This window comes from Halobellus marinus (assembly GCF_032113415.1).
Taxonomy (GTDB): domain Archaea; phylum Halobacteriota; class Halobacteria; order Halobacteriales; family Haloferacaceae; genus Haloquadratum; species Haloquadratum marinus.
In genome coordinates this window covers 2,910,142-2,927,884 of record NZ_CP134946.1, presented here as the reverse complement: position 1 = coordinate 2,927,884, position 17,743 = coordinate 2,910,142, and the positions used below count along the sequence as shown (strand labels likewise).

19 protein-coding genes are annotated in these 17,743 nt (G+C 65.9%); 13 read left to right on the top strand and 6 right to left on the bottom strand.

All coding sequences use genetic code 11. The features are described from left to right. Positions 1 to 385 precede the first annotated feature (385 nt). The 4 genes from RJT37_RS14475 to RJT37_RS14460 all read right to left on the bottom strand — a co-directional run bounded on the left by RJT37_RS14475 (position 386) and on the right by RJT37_RS14460 (position 4,026). Positions 386 to 808: a DUF8133 family membrane protein gene (locus tag RJT37_RS14475; RefSeq protein WP_313685542.1), complete on the bottom strand. Its 423-nt coding sequence runs from the start codon at positions 806 to 808 to the stop codon at positions 386 to 388. A 114-nt stretch (positions 809 to 922) separates the two neighbouring features. After that, entirely contained in the window at positions 923 to 2,008 is a 1,086-nt protein-coding gene (locus RJT37_RS14470) for a DUF7096 domain-containing protein (RefSeq protein ID WP_313685540.1), read from the bottom strand. 124 nt (positions 2,009 to 2,132) lie between these two features. Further along, entirely contained in the window at positions 2,133 to 3,485 is a 1,353-nt protein-coding gene (locus RJT37_RS14465; protein ID WP_313685538.1) for a helix-turn-helix transcriptional regulator, read from the bottom strand. A 94-nt stretch (positions 3,486 to 3,579) separates the two neighbouring features. Continuing rightward, a complete protein-coding gene (locus RJT37_RS14460) occupies positions 3,580 to 4,026 on the bottom strand; it encodes an archease (protein ID WP_313685536.1) in 447 nt (148 codons plus the stop codon). A gap of 117 nt (positions 4,027 to 4,143) precedes the next feature. On the opposite strand from RJT37_RS14460, the gene RJT37_RS14455 reads away from it, so the two are divergent. The 4 genes from RJT37_RS14455 (at position 4,144) to RJT37_RS14440 (ending at position 8,140) form a co-directional block, all read left to right on the top strand. Further along, entirely contained in the window at positions 4,144 to 4,830 is a 687-nt protein-coding gene (locus RJT37_RS14455; RefSeq protein WP_313685534.1) for a hypothetical protein, read from the top strand. A 372-nt stretch (positions 4,831 to 5,202) separates the two neighbouring features. Next, positions 5,203 to 6,561 carry an RNase J family beta-CASP ribonuclease gene (locus RJT37_RS14450; RefSeq protein WP_313685532.1) on the top strand — a complete coding sequence of 453 codons (1,359 nt, stop codon included), beginning with the start codon at positions 5,203 to 5,205 and terminating at the stop codon, positions 6,559 to 6,561. 1 nt (position 6,562) lies between these two features. Beyond that, on the top strand, positions 6,563 to 7,609 hold the full coding sequence (idsA3, locus tag RJT37_RS14445; protein WP_313685530.1) for a geranylfarnesyl diphosphate synthase: 1,047 nt from the start codon (positions 6,563 to 6,565) through the stop codon (positions 7,607 to 7,609). 138 nt (positions 7,610 to 7,747) lie between these two features. Next, the gene (locus tag RJT37_RS14440; RefSeq protein WP_313685528.1) at positions 7,748 to 8,140 is read left to right on the top strand and encodes a DUF7344 domain-containing protein; all 393 of its coding nucleotides are present in this window, start codon (positions 7,748 to 7,750) and stop codon (positions 8,138 to 8,140) included. A gap of 352 nt (positions 8,141 to 8,492) precedes the next feature. On the opposite strand, the gene RJT37_RS14435 is transcribed toward RJT37_RS14440, so the two are convergent. Continuing rightward, on the bottom strand, positions 8,493 to 9,176 hold the full coding sequence (locus RJT37_RS14435; RefSeq protein WP_313685526.1) for a haloacid dehalogenase type II: 684 nt from the start codon (positions 9,174 to 9,176) through the stop codon (positions 8,493 to 8,495). Between the two features lie 134 nt (positions 9,177 to 9,310). Between RJT37_RS14435 and RJT37_RS14430 the strand changes: the two genes are divergently transcribed. From RJT37_RS14430 to RJT37_RS14415, 4 genes are all read left to right on the top strand, one after another. After that, positions 9,311 to 11,026: a glutamate--tRNA ligase gene (locus RJT37_RS14430; protein WP_313685524.1), complete on the top strand. Its 1,716-nt coding sequence runs from the start codon at positions 9,311 to 9,313 to the stop codon at positions 11,024 to 11,026. A 168-nt stretch (positions 11,027 to 11,194) separates the two neighbouring features. Further along, complete coding sequence (locus RJT37_RS14425; protein WP_313685523.1) at positions 11,195 to 11,743, top strand: hypothetical protein; 549 nt, start codon at positions 11,195 to 11,197, stop codon at positions 11,741 to 11,743. A gap of 63 nt (positions 11,744 to 11,806) precedes the next feature. Further along, complete coding sequence (hisD, locus tag RJT37_RS14420) at positions 11,807 to 13,111, top strand: histidinol dehydrogenase (protein ID WP_313685521.1); 1,305 nt, start codon at positions 11,807 to 11,809, stop codon at positions 13,109 to 13,111. 6 nt (positions 13,112 to 13,117) lie between these two features. Further along, positions 13,118 to 13,909, top strand: coding sequence for a class I SAM-dependent methyltransferase (locus RJT37_RS14415; RefSeq protein WP_313685519.1), 792 nt, complete (start codon positions 13,118 to 13,120; stop codon positions 13,907 to 13,909). A gap of 6 nt (positions 13,910 to 13,915) precedes the next feature. Here the strand turns inward: RJT37_RS14415 and RJT37_RS14410 are convergent, their stop codons facing one another. Further along, positions 13,916 to 14,341: a universal stress protein gene (locus RJT37_RS14410; protein WP_313685518.1), complete on the bottom strand. Its 426-nt coding sequence runs from the start codon at positions 14,339 to 14,341 to the stop codon at positions 13,916 to 13,918. 134 nt (positions 14,342 to 14,475) lie between these two features. On the opposite strand from RJT37_RS14410, the gene RJT37_RS14405 reads away from it, so the two are divergent. From RJT37_RS14405 to RJT37_RS14385, 5 genes are all read left to right on the top strand, one after another. Continuing rightward, complete coding sequence (locus tag RJT37_RS14405; RefSeq protein ID WP_311171595.1) at positions 14,476 to 14,844, top strand: HesB/IscA family protein; 369 nt, start codon at positions 14,476 to 14,478, stop codon at positions 14,842 to 14,844. A gap of 65 nt (positions 14,845 to 14,909) precedes the next feature. Then, the gene (locus RJT37_RS14400; protein ID WP_313685517.1) at positions 14,910 to 15,161 is read left to right on the top strand and encodes a DUF5816 domain-containing protein; all 252 of its coding nucleotides are present in this window, start codon (positions 14,910 to 14,912) and stop codon (positions 15,159 to 15,161) included. Positions 15,162 to 15,363: 202 nt separating this feature from the next. After that, the gene (locus RJT37_RS14395; RefSeq protein ID WP_313685514.1) at positions 15,364 to 15,705 is read left to right on the top strand and encodes a DUF7116 family protein; all 342 of its coding nucleotides are present in this window, start codon (positions 15,364 to 15,366) and stop codon (positions 15,703 to 15,705) included. 287 nt (positions 15,706 to 15,992) lie between these two features. Next, a complete protein-coding gene (locus RJT37_RS14390; protein ID WP_313685512.1) occupies positions 15,993 to 16,199 on the top strand; it encodes a dodecin in 207 nt (68 codons plus the stop codon). An 81-nt stretch (positions 16,200 to 16,280) separates the two neighbouring features. Then, positions 16,281 to 17,663: a bifunctional metallophosphatase/5'-nucleotidase gene (locus RJT37_RS14385; protein WP_313685510.1), complete on the top strand. Its 1,383-nt coding sequence runs from the start codon at positions 16,281 to 16,283 to the stop codon at positions 17,661 to 17,663. Positions 17,664 to 17,743 lie beyond the last annotated feature (80 nt).

Here is a 17,743-nt window from a genome sequence, read left to right as displayed (position 1 = left end):
GACGATTTGAAGGGTTGGCTGTCCATACCCACCGTGGACTCGACGCTGATTCACAGAATAGTTCAATCGGAATCCTCGAGACCACGTACTCTTCTCAGCCCCAGTGCGAGGGCCGATCGCCTCTGGCACGGAATCGTCTACCGCACGACGACTTGCTCGTCAGGTACTGTGATCGCAGCAGGTGGAGGAATGCGTCAGCGGGGTTGCCCCGTAGGAGGGCCACCGACCAGGAAGGGTGGGGGGGAAGGGGAGAGGGGGGGCGAACCAGGTCGGATCGAACTGCGTCGCGTCGGCGGGGACCGACTCGTGGACGGCCCAACCGGGGCACTTTCGACTACGACGGGTGTGTACCTAAAACCGATCTTGTCTCAAAGAACCGTTTTACTTATCGAACGTTCATCGCCGGCCGGACGGCAGCAGAATCAGCGCGCCCGGAATCGAAAGCGTCGCGAGTCGGAGGGGGGTTCTCCCGGATGTCGAAGTCAGGGTCGAGTGGTTCCCCCTGGACGTCGGTGATCCGGAGCGACGAGTAGTAGACGATCAGATGCGTGGCAACGTACGCGATCGTGAAGGGAACGAGCATCGGGTACTGCATCCCGAACTGCGTCGCGAGCAGATCGAAGACGATGGCCGTGACCGACGACACGGACAGAAAGTCCCCGATCTGCAGGGTCGCGCCGGTGAACGCCGTGATGGCCGTATCGACCGTCGAAGCCGTCGTCGGCGTGTACAGAAACGCCGTAAAGACACTGGTCGCGACCAGCGCCATTCCTGCGATAAACCCGACGACCGGGTACGCATACTCCATCGTGTCGGCGGTAATCGTGGAACGATAATAATCCTGCTCCTCCGCTATCAAAATTGAGTCTGGAAGTTACGGAAGCGCCGAAATATCTGCCGTGGCGGAAAGTCTGTCGCCGTATCAGTCGTCTGCAGCCGCATTTTCGCCCGCTTCGCCGTTACCGGAGTTGTCAGAATTGTCCGGCGGTCCCCCATTTCCGCTGTTATCATTTCCCGAACCACGGTCCGTCGGGCCGGAACTGCTCCTGCTGCCCTCAGGGGACGTGTTTCGATCATCGTTCCCGTTGCCGCCGGTGGCGTCACTGCCGCTAGCTCCGGCTGCGCCGGCGTCTGACGCGTTCGTGGGTCCGCCAGCGGCCGCCTCGTTCGAGGGGGTTCCGGGACCCCCGGCGCTATTGCTTGAAGAAACGTTCGCGGCAGCACCAGTGACGCCGTCAGTCCCGTTTCCCGGACTCCCGTTCCGTTCGGGTGCGTTACCTGCTTGTCCAGGGCCTGTACCGGCTGTGCCGAGTCCCTGTCCGGCGTTTCTGCCCGCAATGCCACGGGCGATTGCGGCCGTCTCCGGGCCCGAGAGATTGCTCGCCTCGTTTCTGAGCCGTTCGATGTTCGAGGTGTTGATTCCCTTCCGCTCTCGAACCTCTGCCGGCAGCGACGAGGCCGACTCGTTGGTCTGGTTTAGTCGGCGTTCGATCGCGTTGATTTTGGCACTCAGCCCGGCGACCCGAGCACGGTACTGACCCTTCGAGATTTCACCGGCCTCGTAGGCCTGCTCCAGTTCCGCACGGCGATCACTCAGGGTTTCGAGCCGATCACGCGTGGCGTTCAGTTCGTTGGCGACGACGGTCGCCTTGGATTCATTCGACGCTGCGGCGGCCACACGCAGTCCGAACGCGCGGGATCCGACTTCCTCGCTGACTTCGGTCCCCTGGACGGAGACGACCCCCGCAAGCTGTGCACCGGGCTCGATTTCGCTCGTCGAGCCGTTCGCGTCCGACGTGTTCTCTTCGGCCGTCTCGTTTGCTGTCGGCGTCGCAGTTTCCGTCGATCCGTTCGCGGGCGTGGCGGTCGCAGTCTCGTTGACCTGTGCGACTCCCGCCGAGAGCGCACCCGACGGCGACGCGTCTCCCGACGACGCGGCGGCGACGCCGACCGGGGCCATCCCGATCACGACGACGAGCGCGACGACGAGAGCAGATACGGTTTTCATCACCTGTCTGTTACTCACCTGGACCCATATAGCATCGACATCGTTACGCCCATTTAGTCCGGATTAAGTCGGGTTAGACCCCGTCACAGTCGTCGGATTTTGTCGCTCGTCGAGCAGCCGCGCCTCACTCTTCGTCAGGACCGCTGGGACCGAACTCCTCGTCGGGGAGGACGAGGACGTTTTCCCGTCCCAGCCGGAACGCGTCGAGTTCACCTTCGTCGCGCATCTTCCTGACCACCTGGCTCGTCTTCGCGTCGGTCCAGTCGAGTGTCCCTGCAACCTCCTGCTGTTTCATCCGTCCGCCCTCGTGTTCGACGAGCGCGAGCACGCGCTCCTGGTTGCTCAGCAGTTCGTCCTCCCAGGGATCCACGTCGGCCGTGTCTTCCTCGCCGCTCGCGGCGGCCGATTCGTCCGCTTCGCTTTCGGTCTCGTCGTCGGTGCCGGCGGCGGCACCTGCCGCGGCGCCGGCTGTGGCCCCTGCAGCCCCCGCGCCAGCGTCCGGCTCAGCGGCCGCTGCTTCGTCCCCTCCGGCCGTTCCGTTTCCGGCCCCGGCACTCATATCGTCCGACTGCGAGGCTTCCGGAGTTGCTGCGGCGCCCGGAGAGCCACCGTCTCGACCGTCACCTGCGGCCGTGACTGGGCTTCCTCTGTCGTCCCCACCCTGCCGCAACACGTACCAGCCACCGACGACGACCACGAGCACAAGCACCACCAGCGCGGCGACGAGCGGCAGGCTACCGAGTCCGTCGTCGGTTCCGCTCCCGTCGTCGCCGCTTCCGCCCCCGTCGTCGCCGCCTCCGTCGACAGCGGCGGTAGTGGTGTCACCGCCGGCCGCCACCTCTGTGACGACGAGCGTGGGCTCTTCGGGGCCGAAATCGAGTGGGCCGGACCAGACGACCACCTGCGAGTCCTCGCGTCTGTCCGTCGGTTCCGGCTGAACCGTCTCGATCCCGTAGCCCGCCGGCCAGGAGAACTGCAGCGACGTCTCGCTGTCGAGGAAGAGTCCCGCGAGGGCGTCACCTGCCCGGATCTCTCCGTCCTCGACGGCGGCGAAGTTCGTCCAGACGAACGTGTACGTGACGACGCCGTAGTCCTGCGGGAGTTGCTGTCGCGTCGCCGACACCGAGACGTTCTCGATCGCCATCTCCCGGCCGGTCGCGTTCTCAGCGGTCCCCGCCGTCGCCGTCATCCGGTCGCGGAACTGCCCGGAGTACTGCGATTCGTTGGCCTCAATGTCGTCACGGAGCGAGAGAAACGCCTCCGTCGCGTTGTCGTCGTCGAGGCGGACCCGATACTCGACGGTCCACGCGGCGGAGCCATCCGAGCGAAGATCGATCTGCAGCGAGACGTCGTCCGGATCGATCTGCGTATCGGCGATCGTCCCCGTCGGCTGCGCCGTCGCCCCCGGTGCTGCTGCACCGAGGAGTGCGACGACCACGAGGCCGAGACAGGCGAGGCGCGCTGCGCGGTCGGGCATCTTACACTCTACTCGAAGCGGGGGGCACAAACAACTTCCGAGAAGGAAAGGCTCGTTTCCGAGGAACCGCCGTCGCGTCGGAGGGGTTTCACCATTAGACGTCGAACACGACGTACGCGTCCCACCCTGAATCGGTCTCCCGGATCCGCATCTCCGAGTAAGTGACCGCTTTTACCTCTCTGGCGTCGACCGCCGAGAGCGGAATCCCGCGTGCGGTGCCGGCCAGTTTCCACTGGGACTCCGTCTCCTCGGTCCCGTCGTCGTTCTCCGCCTCCGGCGGGTCGACCTCCACCTGATTGTCGACGGGAAGGACGTCGCGGACGTCGCGCTCGTAGATGAGTTGATCGAGGTAGTCGAAAAGCAGCGCCTCCCGGTTTTCGGCCGCGACGGTGACCTCGAACTCCGACCCTCCGTCGTCCGGGATCTCCTCACAGGACGCCGCCGCAAGCCCGTCGGCGACCGATCCGAAAAGCGTCGAAAGATCGGGAGCCGTCGCTTCGACCGCGACGTCAGCGGTGTGATTGCGGAGTTCGAAGCTCATACCTCCCGGAGGGCGTCCCGCGCGGGAGTGTCTTCCGGTCGGCGGCGAGTGCGGGAGGGATCCTCCACCGGCGACGGCGGCGAGGAGGTTTATCCTGCCCGCGCCCGTGGACTACGTATGACGAGTCAGGACGACACACACGCGGCGTACCGCGAGATCGACCGCTGGGACCGGGGCGTCGGCTGGATCGGGCGCCCCGACGAGAAGATGCAGCGCGCGAGCCACGCGCTCGTCGGCGACGAGGGCGGTGTCTGGGTGATCGACCCTGTCGACGCGCGGGGCCTCGACGACCTGCTGGCCGAATTCGGCGAGGTCGTCGGCGTCGTCGTCGGCCTCGACAGACACAAGCGGGACGCCGCGCGGGTCGCGAACCGCCACGACGTCCCCGTCTTCATTCCGGAGTGGATGTCAGGCGTGGCTGCGAAACTCGACGCGCCGGTCGAGCGGTTCGCGGGCACGCTCGGCGAATCGGGCTACGAGGCCTTCACCATCCGCGACGCCTCGTTCCCGCCGTGGCAGGAGGTCGGCCTGTATCACCGCGAGGACGGGACGCTCGTGATTCCGGAGGCTGTCGGCACTGTCTCCTTCTTCTGTGCGCCCGGCGAGCGGCTGGGTGTTCACCCGATGCTGCGTCCGGTCCCGCCGCGGGACGCGCTGAGTGGGTTTGCCCCCGACCGCATCCTCGTCGGCCACGGCGCGGGGGTAACGACTGACGCGGCCGCGGCGCTCCGGGACGCACTCGACGGGGCGAGGCGGAATCTTCCGGGTGCGTACGGCAAGGCCCTCAAGGAACTGCTGTCGTAGGCGAGTCCGGAGACGAGCTGTTGCCGGAGAGACGAGTCTCCCCGTTCATTCCTCTCGTCCGATCGTTCGCCTCCGGCCGAATCCGTGCTGTGTGCCCCGAACCGGCGCTTGCGTGACACGCGAGCACACGCGCTGGCTCCGACCCGGTTAGTTTTTAGTACCGGGCCGTGAATCGATCAGTATCAGACTTCCCGCGGGCAAGTGCTCCGGAGCGTCCGGAGCACGCGGGGCCGACGCCGACGCGCTGTAAGACGCCGGGGCCGATCGGTCCCGAGACGGTCCGTCCGCGACGACTGACGGCCGTCGAACCACGTGGGACGTTTCAGTGAGCACCCTCGCCACGTCAGTGGCTTTCGATGCTCGGATACGACTATGGAAATCGAAATCGCAACAATCGGCGGATACGAAGAAGTCGGTCGACAGATGACGGCCGTTCGCGCGGGCGACGACGTCGTCATCTTCGACATGGGCCTGAACCTCAGTCAGGTCCTGATCCACGACAACGTGGAGACCGAAAAGATGCACAGCCTCGATCTGATCGACATGGGCGCCATCCCGGACGACCGGGTGATGTCCGACATCGAGGGCGACGTCCAGGCAATCGTGCCGACGCACGGCCACCTCGACCACATCGGCGCCATCTCGAAGCTCGCCCACCGGTACAACGCCCCCATCGTGGCGGCGCCGTTCACGATCGAACTCGTCAAACAGCAGGTCGAAAGCGAGACCAAGTTCAGCGGGAGCTTCGACAACGACCTCGTGAAGATGGAGTCGGGCGAGACGATGACGATCGACGACGCGGGCAACGTCGAACTCGAATTTGTCCACGTCACCCACTCGATCATCGACGCGATCAACCCTGTCATCCACACGCCCGAGGGCTCGATCGTCTACGGCCTCGACAAGCGGATCGACCACGATCCCGTGCTGGAAGATCCGATCGATATGGAGCGCTTCCGCGAGATCGGCCGCGAGGGCAACGGCGTCCTCTGTTACATCGAGGACTGTACGAACGCCGGCCGGAAGGGGCGGACGCCCTCCGAGTCTCACGCTCGGAACCACCTCAAGGACACGATCCGGTCGATCGAGGACTACGACGGTGGGATCGTCGCGACGACGTTCTCGTCGCACGTCTCTCGGGTCTCCTCGCTCGTGGAGTTCGCGAAGGACATCGGCCGTCAACCGGTACTGCTCGGTCGCTCGATGGAGAAATACTCCGGGACCGCAGAGCGACTCGGCTTCGTCGACTTCCCCGACGACGTGGGGATGTACGGCCACCGCAAGTCCGTCGACCGGACGTTCAAGCGGATTATGAAGGAGGGCAAGGAGAAGTATCTCCCCGTCGTCACGGGCCACCAGGGTGAGCCGCGCGCGATGCTCACGCGGATGGGCCGCGGCGAGACCCCATACGAGATCGAGGACGGTGACAAGGTCATCTTCTCGGCGCGGGTCATCCCCGAACCGACGAACGAGGGCCAGCGCTACCAGTCCGAGCGTCTCCTGAAGATGCAGGGCGCCCGGATCTACGACGAGATCCACGTCTCCGGCCACCTGCGCGAGGAGGGGCACTACCAGATGCTCGATGCGCTGCAGCCCCAGCACGTCATCCCCGCCCACCAGGACCTGCAGGGCTTCGCGCCGTACGTCGACCTTGCGGAGTCGCAGGGCTACGCGCTCGGGCGCGACCTGCACGTCACGCGGAACGGGAATATGATCCAGCTGGTGGAGTGAGATGAGTTCGGAAGCGACGGAGGAGCGGGTACTCGAGGCGGTCGCCGAGCGACGCGAACTCGTCAACGGCGCCCTCGACGAGGAGATCCCGATGCAGTCGCCCGAGCGGCTCTACGAGGCGACGCGTCACCTGCTTTTGGCCGGCGGCAAACGCCTCCGGCCGACCGTCTCGCTTCTGACCGCGGAGGCTTTGGCCGACGTCGAGCCGCTGTCGGTCGATTACCGCTCGTTTCCCGCGCTCGACGGCACGGAGATCGATATGCTCGCGGCGGCCACGAGCATCGAGGTCATCCAGTCGTTCACGCTGATCCACGACGACATCATGGACGACGACGACCTCCGTCGCGGCGTCCCGGCGGTGCACAAGGCCTACGACACCGAGATGGCGATTCTCGCAGGCGACACGCTCTATGCAAAGGCCTTCGAGTTGCTCTCGGAGACCGGCGCCGACCCCGCAAACGGGATCGAGGCCGTCCGCCGGCTCGCGACCACCTGCACGCAGATCTGCGAGGGCCAGGCTCTGGACGTCGAGTTCGAGCACCGAACTGGGGTGATTCCCGACGAGTACCTCGAGATGATCGAACTGAAGACGGCGGTACTGTACGGGGCCGCAACCGCCACCGCGGCGGTCCTGATGGACGCCGACGACGAGACCGTCGAGGCGCTGTACCGCTACGGGATCGATTCCGGGCGAGCGTTCCAGATCCAAGACGACGTCCTCGATCTGACCGTGCCGTCCGAAAAGCTGGGCAAACAGCGCGGTTCGGACCTCGTCGAGAACAAGGAGACGCTCATCACGCTTCACGCGCGCCAGCAGGGTGTCGACGTCGACGGACTCGTCGACGCCGACGACGTCGAGTCGGTGTCGGAACCGGAGATCGAAGCGGCCGTCTCGGAACTCGACGCCGCCGGCTCGATCGACTACGCGGAGGCGAAGGCTCGCGAACTCACAGAGAACGCGAAGGACCATCTCGCGGTCCTCCCTGACAACGAGGCGCGGACGCTGCTTTCGGACCTCGCCGAGTATCTCATCACTCGCGGGTACTGACCGCCGCCGCTCCGACAGGCCCCCAGTCCCTCGCTACGGGGGATTCCCCGCGTTCCTCGGTCTGTGGCCTCCGGTGCTTACCTCGGTAGCGACCATCGCACGAGTAGATTTTTATATTATGTTACATATTTGAACATTATGGATGACTCACAGGGAAATCGTCAGCAAGACGATCGAGGGGAAGAACGTCCTCCGCCACGGTTGGCTGAGGACCAGTTCTATCGGGTGCTGGCGGCATCCAACCGTCGACGTCTCCTCTATCATTTGCTCGCGGAGGAAGAAAGCAGCGTCGACGAACTCGCTACTGTCCTTAGCGAGTGGCAAGCGACGACCACCGGGACGACGCATACGTCAGCGGACCGATCGGAACTTCGTCTCACGCTGGTCCACAATCACTTGCCTGGACTCGACGAGGCAGGACTGATCGACTACAATCCGCAAAGCGAATCCGTCCAGCTCTCAGCGCTACACCCGCAGGTTACCGATATAATTCGCCAGAGTATCGAGGCGGAACAGCGTCCAGACCCGTAACGCCGCTGGATCCGTTGATTCCCGAGGTTCGAGAGCGCGAGCATCAGTTACCATCTCCCGGAGTGGCAACCGACCCGACATCGAAGCGTGCCTCACAGACCCAGCGTCGCTGTTGAATCTCGCTTCCTTCTAGGAGTTCGGAGCCGTTCATCGAAATAAAAGTCTGGACCGAACGATTCGATCCACCACAACGTGGACGTGCGGATCGTTCTGCGACGCTCTCTCGATCTGGCACCCCCACGCCGACCCCGCCGAATCCGCACCGCCTTTCATACTGATTACTCTCGTCGCCTTCCACCGAGCGCCGTCAACGAGGATGGCGCCTCGCGGGGAAAGGTGAGTGCACTCAGTATCAGACCCCGAGCGCCTCGCAGAGGTCGTGGAACGAGTCGATCGTCAGATCCGGTTCCCCATCGAACGGGTCCCACGGCGACCCCTTCCGATCGACACGAACCCCCTGCATTCCGGCGTGTTTCGCGCCCTGCACGTCGAACCAGCCGGCACTCACGTGGGCGATCTCGTCGATCGGCGTGCCGGTTCGCGCGGCAGCGTGGCGGTAGATCTCGGGGGCTGGCTTGAACGTCTCCACCTCGTCGGCGCTGATCGTGTCTTCGATCAGATCGCCGATATCGGCGTGTCCGACCATCGACGCGAGCATCTCCGGATTCCCGTTCGAGACGACGTAGCAGTCGTACCCCCCGACGCGCAGCCGTTCGATGCCGTCGCGGACGTCGTCGAACACGTCGAGTTCGTGATAGACCGCCAGGATCTCGTCGCGCGCTTCCCGAGAGATGTCGGCCCCGTGGGCGTCGAGGGCGTACTGCAGGGCGTCGCGGTTCATCTCGTAGAACGGCTGGTAGGCGTCGATGTGGTTCGCGACGAACGTGTACTCGAGCGACCGCGCGCGCCAGAGCTTCGAGACCGGTGCGGGGTCCTCGACGCGGGCCTCAAGCGCCGATTCGGCGGCGTCGACGTCGACGAGCGTGCTGTAGGAGTCGAACGTGATCGTGGTCACGCGAGCAGGATCGAGTGTCATCGTCCGACGAACGGACGCCGGACGGATATATGCTGCCGGGCGGCGGGGCGCTCGGCCCGCGGCTGTCAGGAGTGGGCCGCGCGGAACCCCGAATCCGGACCCCTTTTTTACCGCGGAGACCGCACCGACACGTAATGGACGACGATCTGCGCGAACGTATCGAGCGCGAGGCCGAAAAGCACGCGCTCCTGAACGCGGTGAAATACGAGAGCGACGCCGACGTCGGCGCGATTATGGGCCCGCTGATGGGCGAGAATCCGGATTTCCGACCGCACGGGGACGAGATCCCCGGCGTCGTCGGCGGGGTCGTCGCCCGTGTCAACGACCTCTCGACGGCCGAGAAGCGCGAGCGACTGGCGGACCTGGCGCCCGAGGAACTCGAAGAACTCGAGGCCGAAGACGAGGGTGAGGAACACGACCTGCCGGACCTCCCGAACGTCGACGACTACGACGAGGTGCGGATGCGCGCGGCCCCGAACCCGAACGGCCCCTGGCACATCGGCCACGCCCGGATGCCCGCAGTGATCGGTCGGTACAAAGATCGGTACGACGGCTCCTTTATCGTCCGGTTCGACGACACCGACCCCGAGACGAAGCGACCGGACCTCGACGCCTACGACGCCATCCTCGAGGACATCGACTACCTCGGCTTCGAACCGGACGACGTCATCATCGCCTCCGATCGGCTGGAGACGTACTACGACCACGCGCGGGAACTGATCGACGCCGGCGGCGCGTACACGTGTTCGTGTTCCGGCGAGGAGTTCTCGGCGCTGAAAAACGACGCCGAACCGTGCCCGCACCGCGACAAAGACGCCGATACCACCCGCGAGGAGTTCGAGGCGATGGTCGACGGCGACTATGCGGCCGGAGAGATGGTCCTGCGCGTTCGGACGGACATCGAACACAAGAACCCCGCGCTGCGCGATTGGGTCGCCTTCCGGATGATCGACACGCCGCACCCGCGTCCCGAAGCCGCCGAGTACCGGTGTTGGCCGATGCTGGACTTCCAATCGGGCGTCGACGATCACCTCACCGGGATCACGCACATCATCCGCGGCATCGACCTCCAGGACTCCGCGAAGCGCCAGCGGTTCGTCTACGACTACTTCGAGTGGGACTACCCGGAAGTGATCCACTGGGGCCACGTCCAGGTCGACGCCTACGACGTGGAGATCTCGACGTCGACGCTGAAAGCCAAGATCGACGCGGGAGAACTCGACGGCTGGGACGACCCGCGCGCGCCGACACTGAAGAGCCTCCGGCGCCGCGGGATTCGGGGCGAGGCCGTCGTCGAGGCGCTGGCCGCGCTCGGGACCTCCACCTCGAACGTCGATCTCTCCGTGAGTTCGATCTACGCCGCGAACCGCGAACTCGTCGACGACGAGGCAGAGCGGTACTTCCTCGTCCGCGACGGCGAGCGGTTCGCCGTCGACGGCGGTCGCGACGCGGGCCACCCGCCGCTGCATCCCGATCACGAGGAACGCGGAAAGCGGACGGTACCAGCCGACAGGGGCGTCCTCGTCGAATCCGAGGACGTGCCGGCAGCAGGCGAGCGCGTCTGGCTGAAAGGCTACGCGTGTGTCCGGCGGGAGGGCGACTCCCTCGTCGCGACCGGCGACGATATCGAGGTAGTGCGCTCGGGCGACGTGGACGTCGTCCACTGGGCGCCCGCGGAGAGCGGCATCGACGTGCGGATGCGAACGCCGGACGGCGACGTCACCGGCGTCGCCGAACCCGATTTCGCGACGACCGACGTCGACGACGTGGTGCAGTTCGAGCGGGTCGGGTTCGCGCGAGTGGACGCCCACGACGACGAGGAGTCGGTGACCTACTGGACGCACCCGTAGCTGCCGATCCGGTCTTCGTGGCGTGGCCGCCCGCCACTCCACTGTGATGCAAGCGCCCCGAATTCTCTGTGCACCGCGAAAAATGAGCCAAAACGGGGCGAATTGCAGTTGACGGCGAACCCCATTTATCCGTCGCAGGCTCCGAGCCCCGAGCGAGATTCGACACCTATGAACACAAAACTGATCGTGGCTGTCGTTCTGATCGTGGCTCTCGGAGCGGGGGCTGTTGTGGTGGGGGGAGACCTGCTTTCGGGCGGGAATAGTGACGATACCGAACCGTTCCCGACAGCGACGGCGACACAGACACCTGCGAGCGGCGACGACGGGGGAGCGGAGGGGGCAACGACAGCGGCGTCGGCGGGGACGCCGACGCCACCCTTCGCGTTTACCATCGACAACATCGAGGAGTGCGGCCAGACCTGCCGTGACGTCACCTCGACGCTGACGAACCAGCAGGACACGACTGCTGAGGACGTCACCGTCTACACCCGGATGTTCGCCGGCAACGAGACCAACGAGGACGACGAGGTCTGGCGCGGCAGCGCCGACGTCGGCACGCTGGAACCCGGCGAGTCTCACACCGAGACCCGTCGCGTCGAACTGTCGCTGTCGGACGGGCTGGCGATCCAGAACGCGGGCGGCTGGATCACCATCCAGACCACCGTCGAGACCGCCGATCAGACGATCACGTTCTCCGAGCGGCGGAAGGTCGCCTGATCCGGGGACTCCCAGCCGTAGGGATCCGGAACGTCCTTACCCGAAGCCGGCGAACCTGCGGGTATGACACTGGGAGTTCGGGCCGTCTCGGAACTCTCGCCCGCCGAGCGCGCGGCCTTTTTCGACCGCGACGCGGGGGTCGACGAGGTCCGGGGCGACGTGCGAGAGATCGTCGGCCGCGTCCGCGAGGAGGGCGACGTCGCCGTCCGCGAGTTCTGTCGGAAGTTCGACGACGTCGAGGTCGGGAATCTGGACGTGACCGACGACGCGGAACGCGCCTACGAGGCAATCGACGACGACGTGCGCGAGGCGATCGAAACCGCCGCGGCGAACGTCCGAGCGTTTCACGAACGGCAGGTCCCCGACGACTGGCGGGACTCGTTCGGCGACGAGGGGACGACCGGCCACCGCGAACTCGGCCGTCGCTTCCGCCCGCTGGACTCGGTCGGCGTCTACGCCCCCGGCGGGACGGCCGCGTATCCGTCGAGCGTGCTGATGGGCGTCGTGCCGGCGACGGTCGCGGGCGTCGAACACGTCGCGCTCGCGACGCCGCCGGCCGATGAAATCAATCCGGTTACGCTCGCGGCCGCTCACGTCGCCGGCGCCGATCGGATCTACAGCGTCGGCGGCGCGCAGGCGATCGGCGCGCTCGCGTACGGCACCGAAACCGTCACGAGCGTCGGGAAGGTCGTCGGACCGGGCAACAAGTGGGTCACCGCCGCGAAGGCCGAGGTACGAGGCGACGTCGATATCGACTTCCTGGCGGGTCCCTCCGAGGTGCTGGTCCTGGCTGACGACACCGCCGATCCCGACCTGGTGGCGGCCGACCTCCTCGCACAGGCCGAACACGATCCGAACGCGTCGGTCGTGGCCGTAACCGACGACGAGCGCGTCGCGGAGGCCGTCGTCGACGCCGCCGAGGCGCAGATCGACGACCGCGAGCGGGCGGACGTGATCCGTGCGGCGCTCGATAACGACGCCTCGGGGGTCCTGTGCGCCCGGTCGATGTCGGAGGCCGTCCTGTTCGCCGAGGAGTACGCCGCCGAGCACCTGTCGATCCTGGCCGACGACGACGAGGCGTTACTCGACCGGATCACGAACGCCGGCAGCGTCTTTTTGGGTCCATACACGCCGGTCGCCGCCGGCGATTACGCCTCGGGGACGAACCACGTCCTGCCGACCTCCGGCGGGGCGAAGCGCTACGGGGGGCTCTCGGTCGACACCTTCCTCCGATCGACGACCGTCCAGCGACTCGACCGCGAGGGGCTGGACGCGCTGTCGGAGACGATCACGACGCTCGCGGGTGCAGAGGGACTGGAGGCACACGCCGAGAGCGTCCGAGCCCGGTTCGACGGGGACGACGAGTAACAGGGGATGGCCGACGACCGCCGCCCGCCGACGTTTTCAGATGCCTGTGCGGCCGTGCTGGCGGATCCAGAAGGCACCCACTCGGTGACCACGACCCTCGCGCCCATCTACGCTCGAACGCGCTCGGGCGAGTGGGGGAAGCGGCGCGCCCGCCTCGTCACTTCGCGCTTCCTCGCGGACGTCGACCGCGTCCTCGAACTCGGGTGCGGCGTCGGCACGGTCCTACAGCGACTCGGCGAACGATACGAGGCGATCGGTGTCGACGACCGGGGCGCACAGCTCCGGTTTCCCGCCACCCGCGGCGAGGCGGTCGTCCGCGGCGATCCGTCGCAGCCACCCCTCCGATCCACCTTCGACGCCGTCTGCGCCGTCGAGGACGCGACCGGCCGTTCGTCGGCGATCGACCTCTGTGTGGCCGGGTACACTGTTTTGCGACCGGGCGGTATCGCCGTGATCGCAGCCCCGACCGATCCATCGGCCATCGCTGAACCTGGGGTCGAGACGTACAGCGGGTCCCGATACCTCCTGGAGCGTGCGGTCGACGTGACAGACTCGGCCATCGTCGTCGATTACCGAGTCACCGACCGTCGGGACGGTGAGCGTGCGGTTACGACGGAACGACGGGCCGTCGAAACCACGACAGCCGATAAACTAACCGCTGCGTTCCGGGCTGCGGGGTTCGAGGAGGTCCTCGTGGCCGCCGAGAGCGACCTTCCCGGTGTCGTGGTCGGCCGGGGGGTCAGACCCGTCGATACCGGCGATTCCGCGGAGCCGCTCCTCCCGGGAACAGCGGAGTGAGTACTGTTACGATTCGTCCCCCTGAAGCGTCAGTACCGGGATATCGGAGAGCCTGACCACTCGTTCGGTGGTACTCCCGAGCAGATAGCGGTCGACGCCCCGGCGTCCCTGGGTTCCCATCACGATCAGGTCCGCGTCCACCACGTCGGCGTAGTTGAGGATCGTGTCGACGGGATCGCCCGTTTCGACGGCCTCGACGATGTCGACGTGCGGGGCGACACGATCGGCGGCCTTCTCGATGATCCGTTCGCCCTCGTGTTCGAGCGCGTCGACGACCTCGGTACCCAGCATGGTCACGCTGTCGCGGTTGGTGTCGGCGACGTAGAGGAGGTGCAACGTCGCATCGTGCGCCGCAGCGAGTTTGGCGGCATAATCGATCGCGGCGTCGGCCTGGTCGCTCCCGTCGGTCGGGGCGAGAATCGTTTCGTACATACGGGTCAGTTCGGCGGGGAGTTGGATATATCTCCGGTCGTCGAGACAACGCCCTGTAATAACCGATATCGGTTACTCCCCGGACAGTTGAGTAGCGTCACCATTAACTCCATCCGTCTGCTACTGGTTCGCATATGAGCACAGAAACAGCCGGCGGTGACGGCGGCGAGGGGACAGTGACCGTCACACAGGAGGCCGCAGCGGAGGCGCTTCGGCTCATCGAGTCGGAGGGACTCGACACCGACGAGGCCGGACTTCGGCTGTTCGTCCAGCAGGGCGGTTGCGCGGGGCTCTCCTACGGAATGCGGTTCGATCACGAACCCGAACCGGACGATGCGATTGTCGAACAGCACGGACTCAGAGTGTTCGTCGATCCGGCGAGTCAGAACTACGTCGGCGGCTCGACGCTGCAGTACGAGGGCGGCCTCCAGGGTGCGGGCTTCCACGTCGAGAACCCGAACGTCGTCAGCGAGTGCGGGTGCGGCGAGTCGTTCCGGACCTGACCCGTCCGCGCCGACCGCGGCGTGTTTTCCCCCGAGACTATATCGCCCTGTCCCGAAGTGGCCGTATGGCAACAGAACTCGATGCCGTCCAGAGCCCCGACGGGGAGACGTTGTACGTCGACCGATCCGACGCCGAAGTCGGTGCGCAGGCGCCGTTTTTCGTCGTGTACGCCACACCGGACCGTCTCGACCGCTGGGGCTTTTTCTGTGGAAACTGCGAGTCGACCGACACTGCGATGGACACGATGGGCCGCATCGAGTGCAACGTCTGCGGTAACGTGCGAAAACCTGACGAGTGGGACGCGGCCCACGAGTGAGGCCGGGGCCCATCGCTGGACTCTGCACCCACTCGTCGCCTAAACTTGGACGGATTCGTCGCCTAAAGCTGGACTGACTCGCCGCTACTTTGGAGTCGACTCGCGGGAGGTCCTGGATCGATCCGGCCTCGTCACCTGCTGTTCTCAGAGTGTGGTAGCCGGTGCCAAGATTTATGCTACCCGGTATCGTAGCAGCAAGTACATGCCCCCTGTCAGCATGCCTCCCTCGGAGGACGCCCGGGCGATCTTCCGTCGGCTGGGCTACAGTGTTTCGGGCGACGGACCGGACTTCGTCGCCGAGCGAAAGTGGCGCACGGTTCGCGTCACGGCCGTTTCCGATGGCGACGACCTCAATGGACGCCGTCTGCTCGCCGACGGTGGCGAGCCGTCGGGCGAGTATCGATTCCGTTGCTTTGTCGCACCGAAGGAAGCCACAGGGGACGTACAGCACCGACTCGCGAGCGTCGATCCCGGCTACGAGTGGGCGGTGATCGGCGTCGGCGACGACGGCGACTACGACGTCCATCGGCCCGAGGCGAGCTGATTCGGGCCGCTGTTCCCGCGTTCGACGACCTGCCTCACCCTGACACTGGTTGCTCTCATTTTTCCCGCCGAGCGTCACCCCCGCTGACGGCACTCGGCGGGACCAGAGTAATCAGTATGAGTGACATCTGACGCCGCGTGGGGTCGACGTCACCACTCACGCCGCGTGGGGTCGGCGTCACCACTCACGCCGCGTGCGCGAGGTCGCAGTCGCAACTCACGCCGCGTGCGCGAGGTCGGCGTCGCCCCCGAGATTTATCGTGTTCCGTGCAGTAGATTCGAGCGACGATGGTATTCAAGAAAGTCACCCTGATCGGCCGGAGCGGAGAGAGCTTTGACGACGCAGTCGACGATGCGATCGACCGAGCCGAGGCAACACTCGATAACGTCCACTGGATCGAGGTCGACGAACTCGGCGTCGAGGTCGCGTCGGTCGACGGCCGGGAGTATCAGGCCGAAGTCACCGTCGCCTTCCAGCTGCGCGACGGCGAGTAATCGACAACCGACGAACCGGCACCCACGCAGGTCGCCCTGCGACCGACGGCTTCTTTTTTATTGCCCGACCAGGGCGCGTGAATGGCGCGTCTGCTCCACTACTCGGACGTCGAGAACGTCTACGACGACCCGGTCCGCGCAGCCCGGCTGGCGGGCGCGCTCCGAACTCGAAACGGCGACGACACGCTCGTCTGCGGCACTGGCGACAACACCGCACCAGGGGTGCTCGCGCTGATCGAGCGCGGACGACAGGCGCTCGATCTGTTCGCCGCCGTCGACGCCGACCTCGAAACCTTCGGCAACCACGATTTCGACTACGGACCCGAAGCGACACGCTCGCTCGTCGCCGCCGCGCCGCAGCAGTGGGTGTCGGCGAACGTCCACACGAGCGACGGCAACCGATTCGCTGCCGACGACGTGGTTCCCCACACTGTCGAGACCGTCGACGACGTCCGCATCGGCTTCTTCGGCGTCACCGATCCCGCGACGCCGTCGTTGAATCCGATGGCCGGCGATCTGCAGTTCACCGACCCATACGAGGCTGCAGAGCGGGCCGGCGACGAACTGACCGCGGCTGGCGTCGATCGGATCGTCGCGCTCTCGCATCTCGGCAGCGGCGACGACGAACTCGCACGCCGCGTCGACGTCGACGTGATCCTCGGCGGCCACGTCCACGTCGAACGCGACGAGGTGGTCGCGGGGACGCGGCTGCTCCGCCCGGGCGCGAACGGACACGTGATCTACGAGGTGATGTTCGATGCGGACGGTGCAGTCGACGTGACGCGGCACGAAACCGCCGACGCCCCGATCGCAGACGACGTCGTGAACGCGCTTCAGGGTCGGATCGAGGCGGCGGGCCTCGACGAGGTGGTGGCTGTGGTCGACCGGCCGCTGGACCGGCGCGGGTCGACAGTGTACGGCGGCGAGTCGCGAATCGGCAACTTCGTCGCCGACGCCTATCGGTGGGCGATGGCGACCGATGTCGGCCTGCAGAACAGCGGAGGGATCCGCGAGGGCCCACCGCTCGCCGGGGAGGTGACCGTCGCGGATCTCGTGAGCGTCATTCCGTTCGAGGAGCCAGTCGTCCGCGCGGAACTGACCGGCGCGGAACTGCTCGCCGTGTTTCGGGAGTCTTCGGCCGCCGTCGTCGACTTCGGGGAACCGAGCTGGTGGCATAGCCACCTCTCCGGTGCGACGGTCGTCTGGGACGACGACGCGAACGAACTCCGGTCGGCGAGAGTCGGGGGCGAGCCGGTCGATCCGGACCGCACCTACACGCTCGCGACATCGGCGTTCCTCCTCCACACCGACCACGAGTTCCTCACGCTCACAGAGCGCCATCGTGCCGGCGAGGGCGATATCCAGTTCGAGGTGCTGGCTGCGTACGCACGCGAGTGCGGGATAGACCCCGAGATCGAGGGGCGAATCCGCCGGATTTCCGGGAGTGGTGACGCTGAGGACTGATAGGGATAGCCGTTCTCGCGTCCTGTTGACTGTGACCCTACATTGCGTGACTCCGAAACGGGTTCGTACACCTTACTGCT

Bases quoted from the DNA above. Each gene is read 5' to 3' on its own strand.
- RJT37_RS14475 (WP_313685542.1), bottom strand. From the start codon at position 808: ATGGAGTATGCGTACCCGGTCGTCGGGTTTATCGCAGGAATGGCGCTG.
- RJT37_RS14470 (WP_313685540.1), bottom strand. From the start codon at position 2,008: ATGAAAACCGTATCTGCTCTCGTCGTCGCGCTCGTCGTCGTGATCGGG.
- RJT37_RS14465 (WP_313685538.1), bottom strand. From the start codon at position 3,485: ATGCCCGACCGCGCAGCGCGCCTCGCCTGTCTCGGCCTCGTGGTCGTC.
- RJT37_RS14460 (WP_313685536.1), bottom strand. From the start codon at position 4,026: ATGAGCTTCGAACTCCGCAATCACACCGCTGACGTCGCGGTCGAAGCG.
- RJT37_RS14455 (WP_313685534.1), top strand. From the start codon at position 4,144: ATGACGAGTCAGGACGACACACACGCGGCGTACCGCGAGATCGACCGC.
- RJT37_RS14450 (WP_313685532.1), top strand. From the start codon at position 5,203: ATGGAAATCGAAATCGCAACAATCGGCGGATACGAAGAAGTCGGTCGA.
- idsA3 (WP_313685530.1), top strand. From the start codon at position 6,563: ATGAGTTCGGAAGCGACGGAGGAGCGGGTACTCGAGGCGGTCGCCGAG.
- RJT37_RS14440 (WP_313685528.1), top strand. From the start codon at position 7,748: ATGGATGACTCACAGGGAAATCGTCAGCAAGACGATCGAGGGGAAGAA.
- RJT37_RS14435 (WP_313685526.1), bottom strand. From the start codon at position 9,176: ATGACACTCGATCCTGCTCGCGTGACCACGATCACGTTCGACTCCTAC.
- RJT37_RS14430 (WP_313685524.1), top strand. From the start codon at position 9,311: ATGGACGACGATCTGCGCGAACGTATCGAGCGCGAGGCCGAAAAGCAC.
- RJT37_RS14425 (WP_313685523.1), top strand. From the start codon at position 11,195: ATGAACACAAAACTGATCGTGGCTGTCGTTCTGATCGTGGCTCTCGGA.
- hisD (WP_313685521.1), top strand. From the start codon at position 11,807: ATGACACTGGGAGTTCGGGCCGTCTCGGAACTCTCGCCCGCCGAGCGC.
- RJT37_RS14415 (WP_313685519.1), top strand. From the start codon at position 13,118: ATGGCCGACGACCGCCGCCCGCCGACGTTTTCAGATGCCTGTGCGGCC.
- RJT37_RS14410 (WP_313685518.1), bottom strand. From the start codon at position 14,341: ATGTACGAAACGATTCTCGCCCCGACCGACGGGAGCGACCAGGCCGAC.
- RJT37_RS14405 (WP_311171595.1), top strand. From the start codon at position 14,476: ATGAGCACAGAAACAGCCGGCGGTGACGGCGGCGAGGGGACAGTGACC.
- RJT37_RS14400 (WP_313685517.1), top strand. From the start codon at position 14,910: ATGGCAACAGAACTCGATGCCGTCCAGAGCCCCGACGGGGAGACGTTG.
- RJT37_RS14395 (WP_313685514.1), top strand. From the start codon at position 15,364: ATGCCCCCTGTCAGCATGCCTCCCTCGGAGGACGCCCGGGCGATCTTC.
- RJT37_RS14390 (WP_313685512.1), top strand. From the start codon at position 15,993: ATGGTATTCAAGAAAGTCACCCTGATCGGCCGGAGCGGAGAGAGCTTT.
- RJT37_RS14385 (WP_313685510.1), top strand. From the start codon at position 16,281: ATGGCGCGTCTGCTCCACTACTCGGACGTCGAGAACGTCTACGACGAC.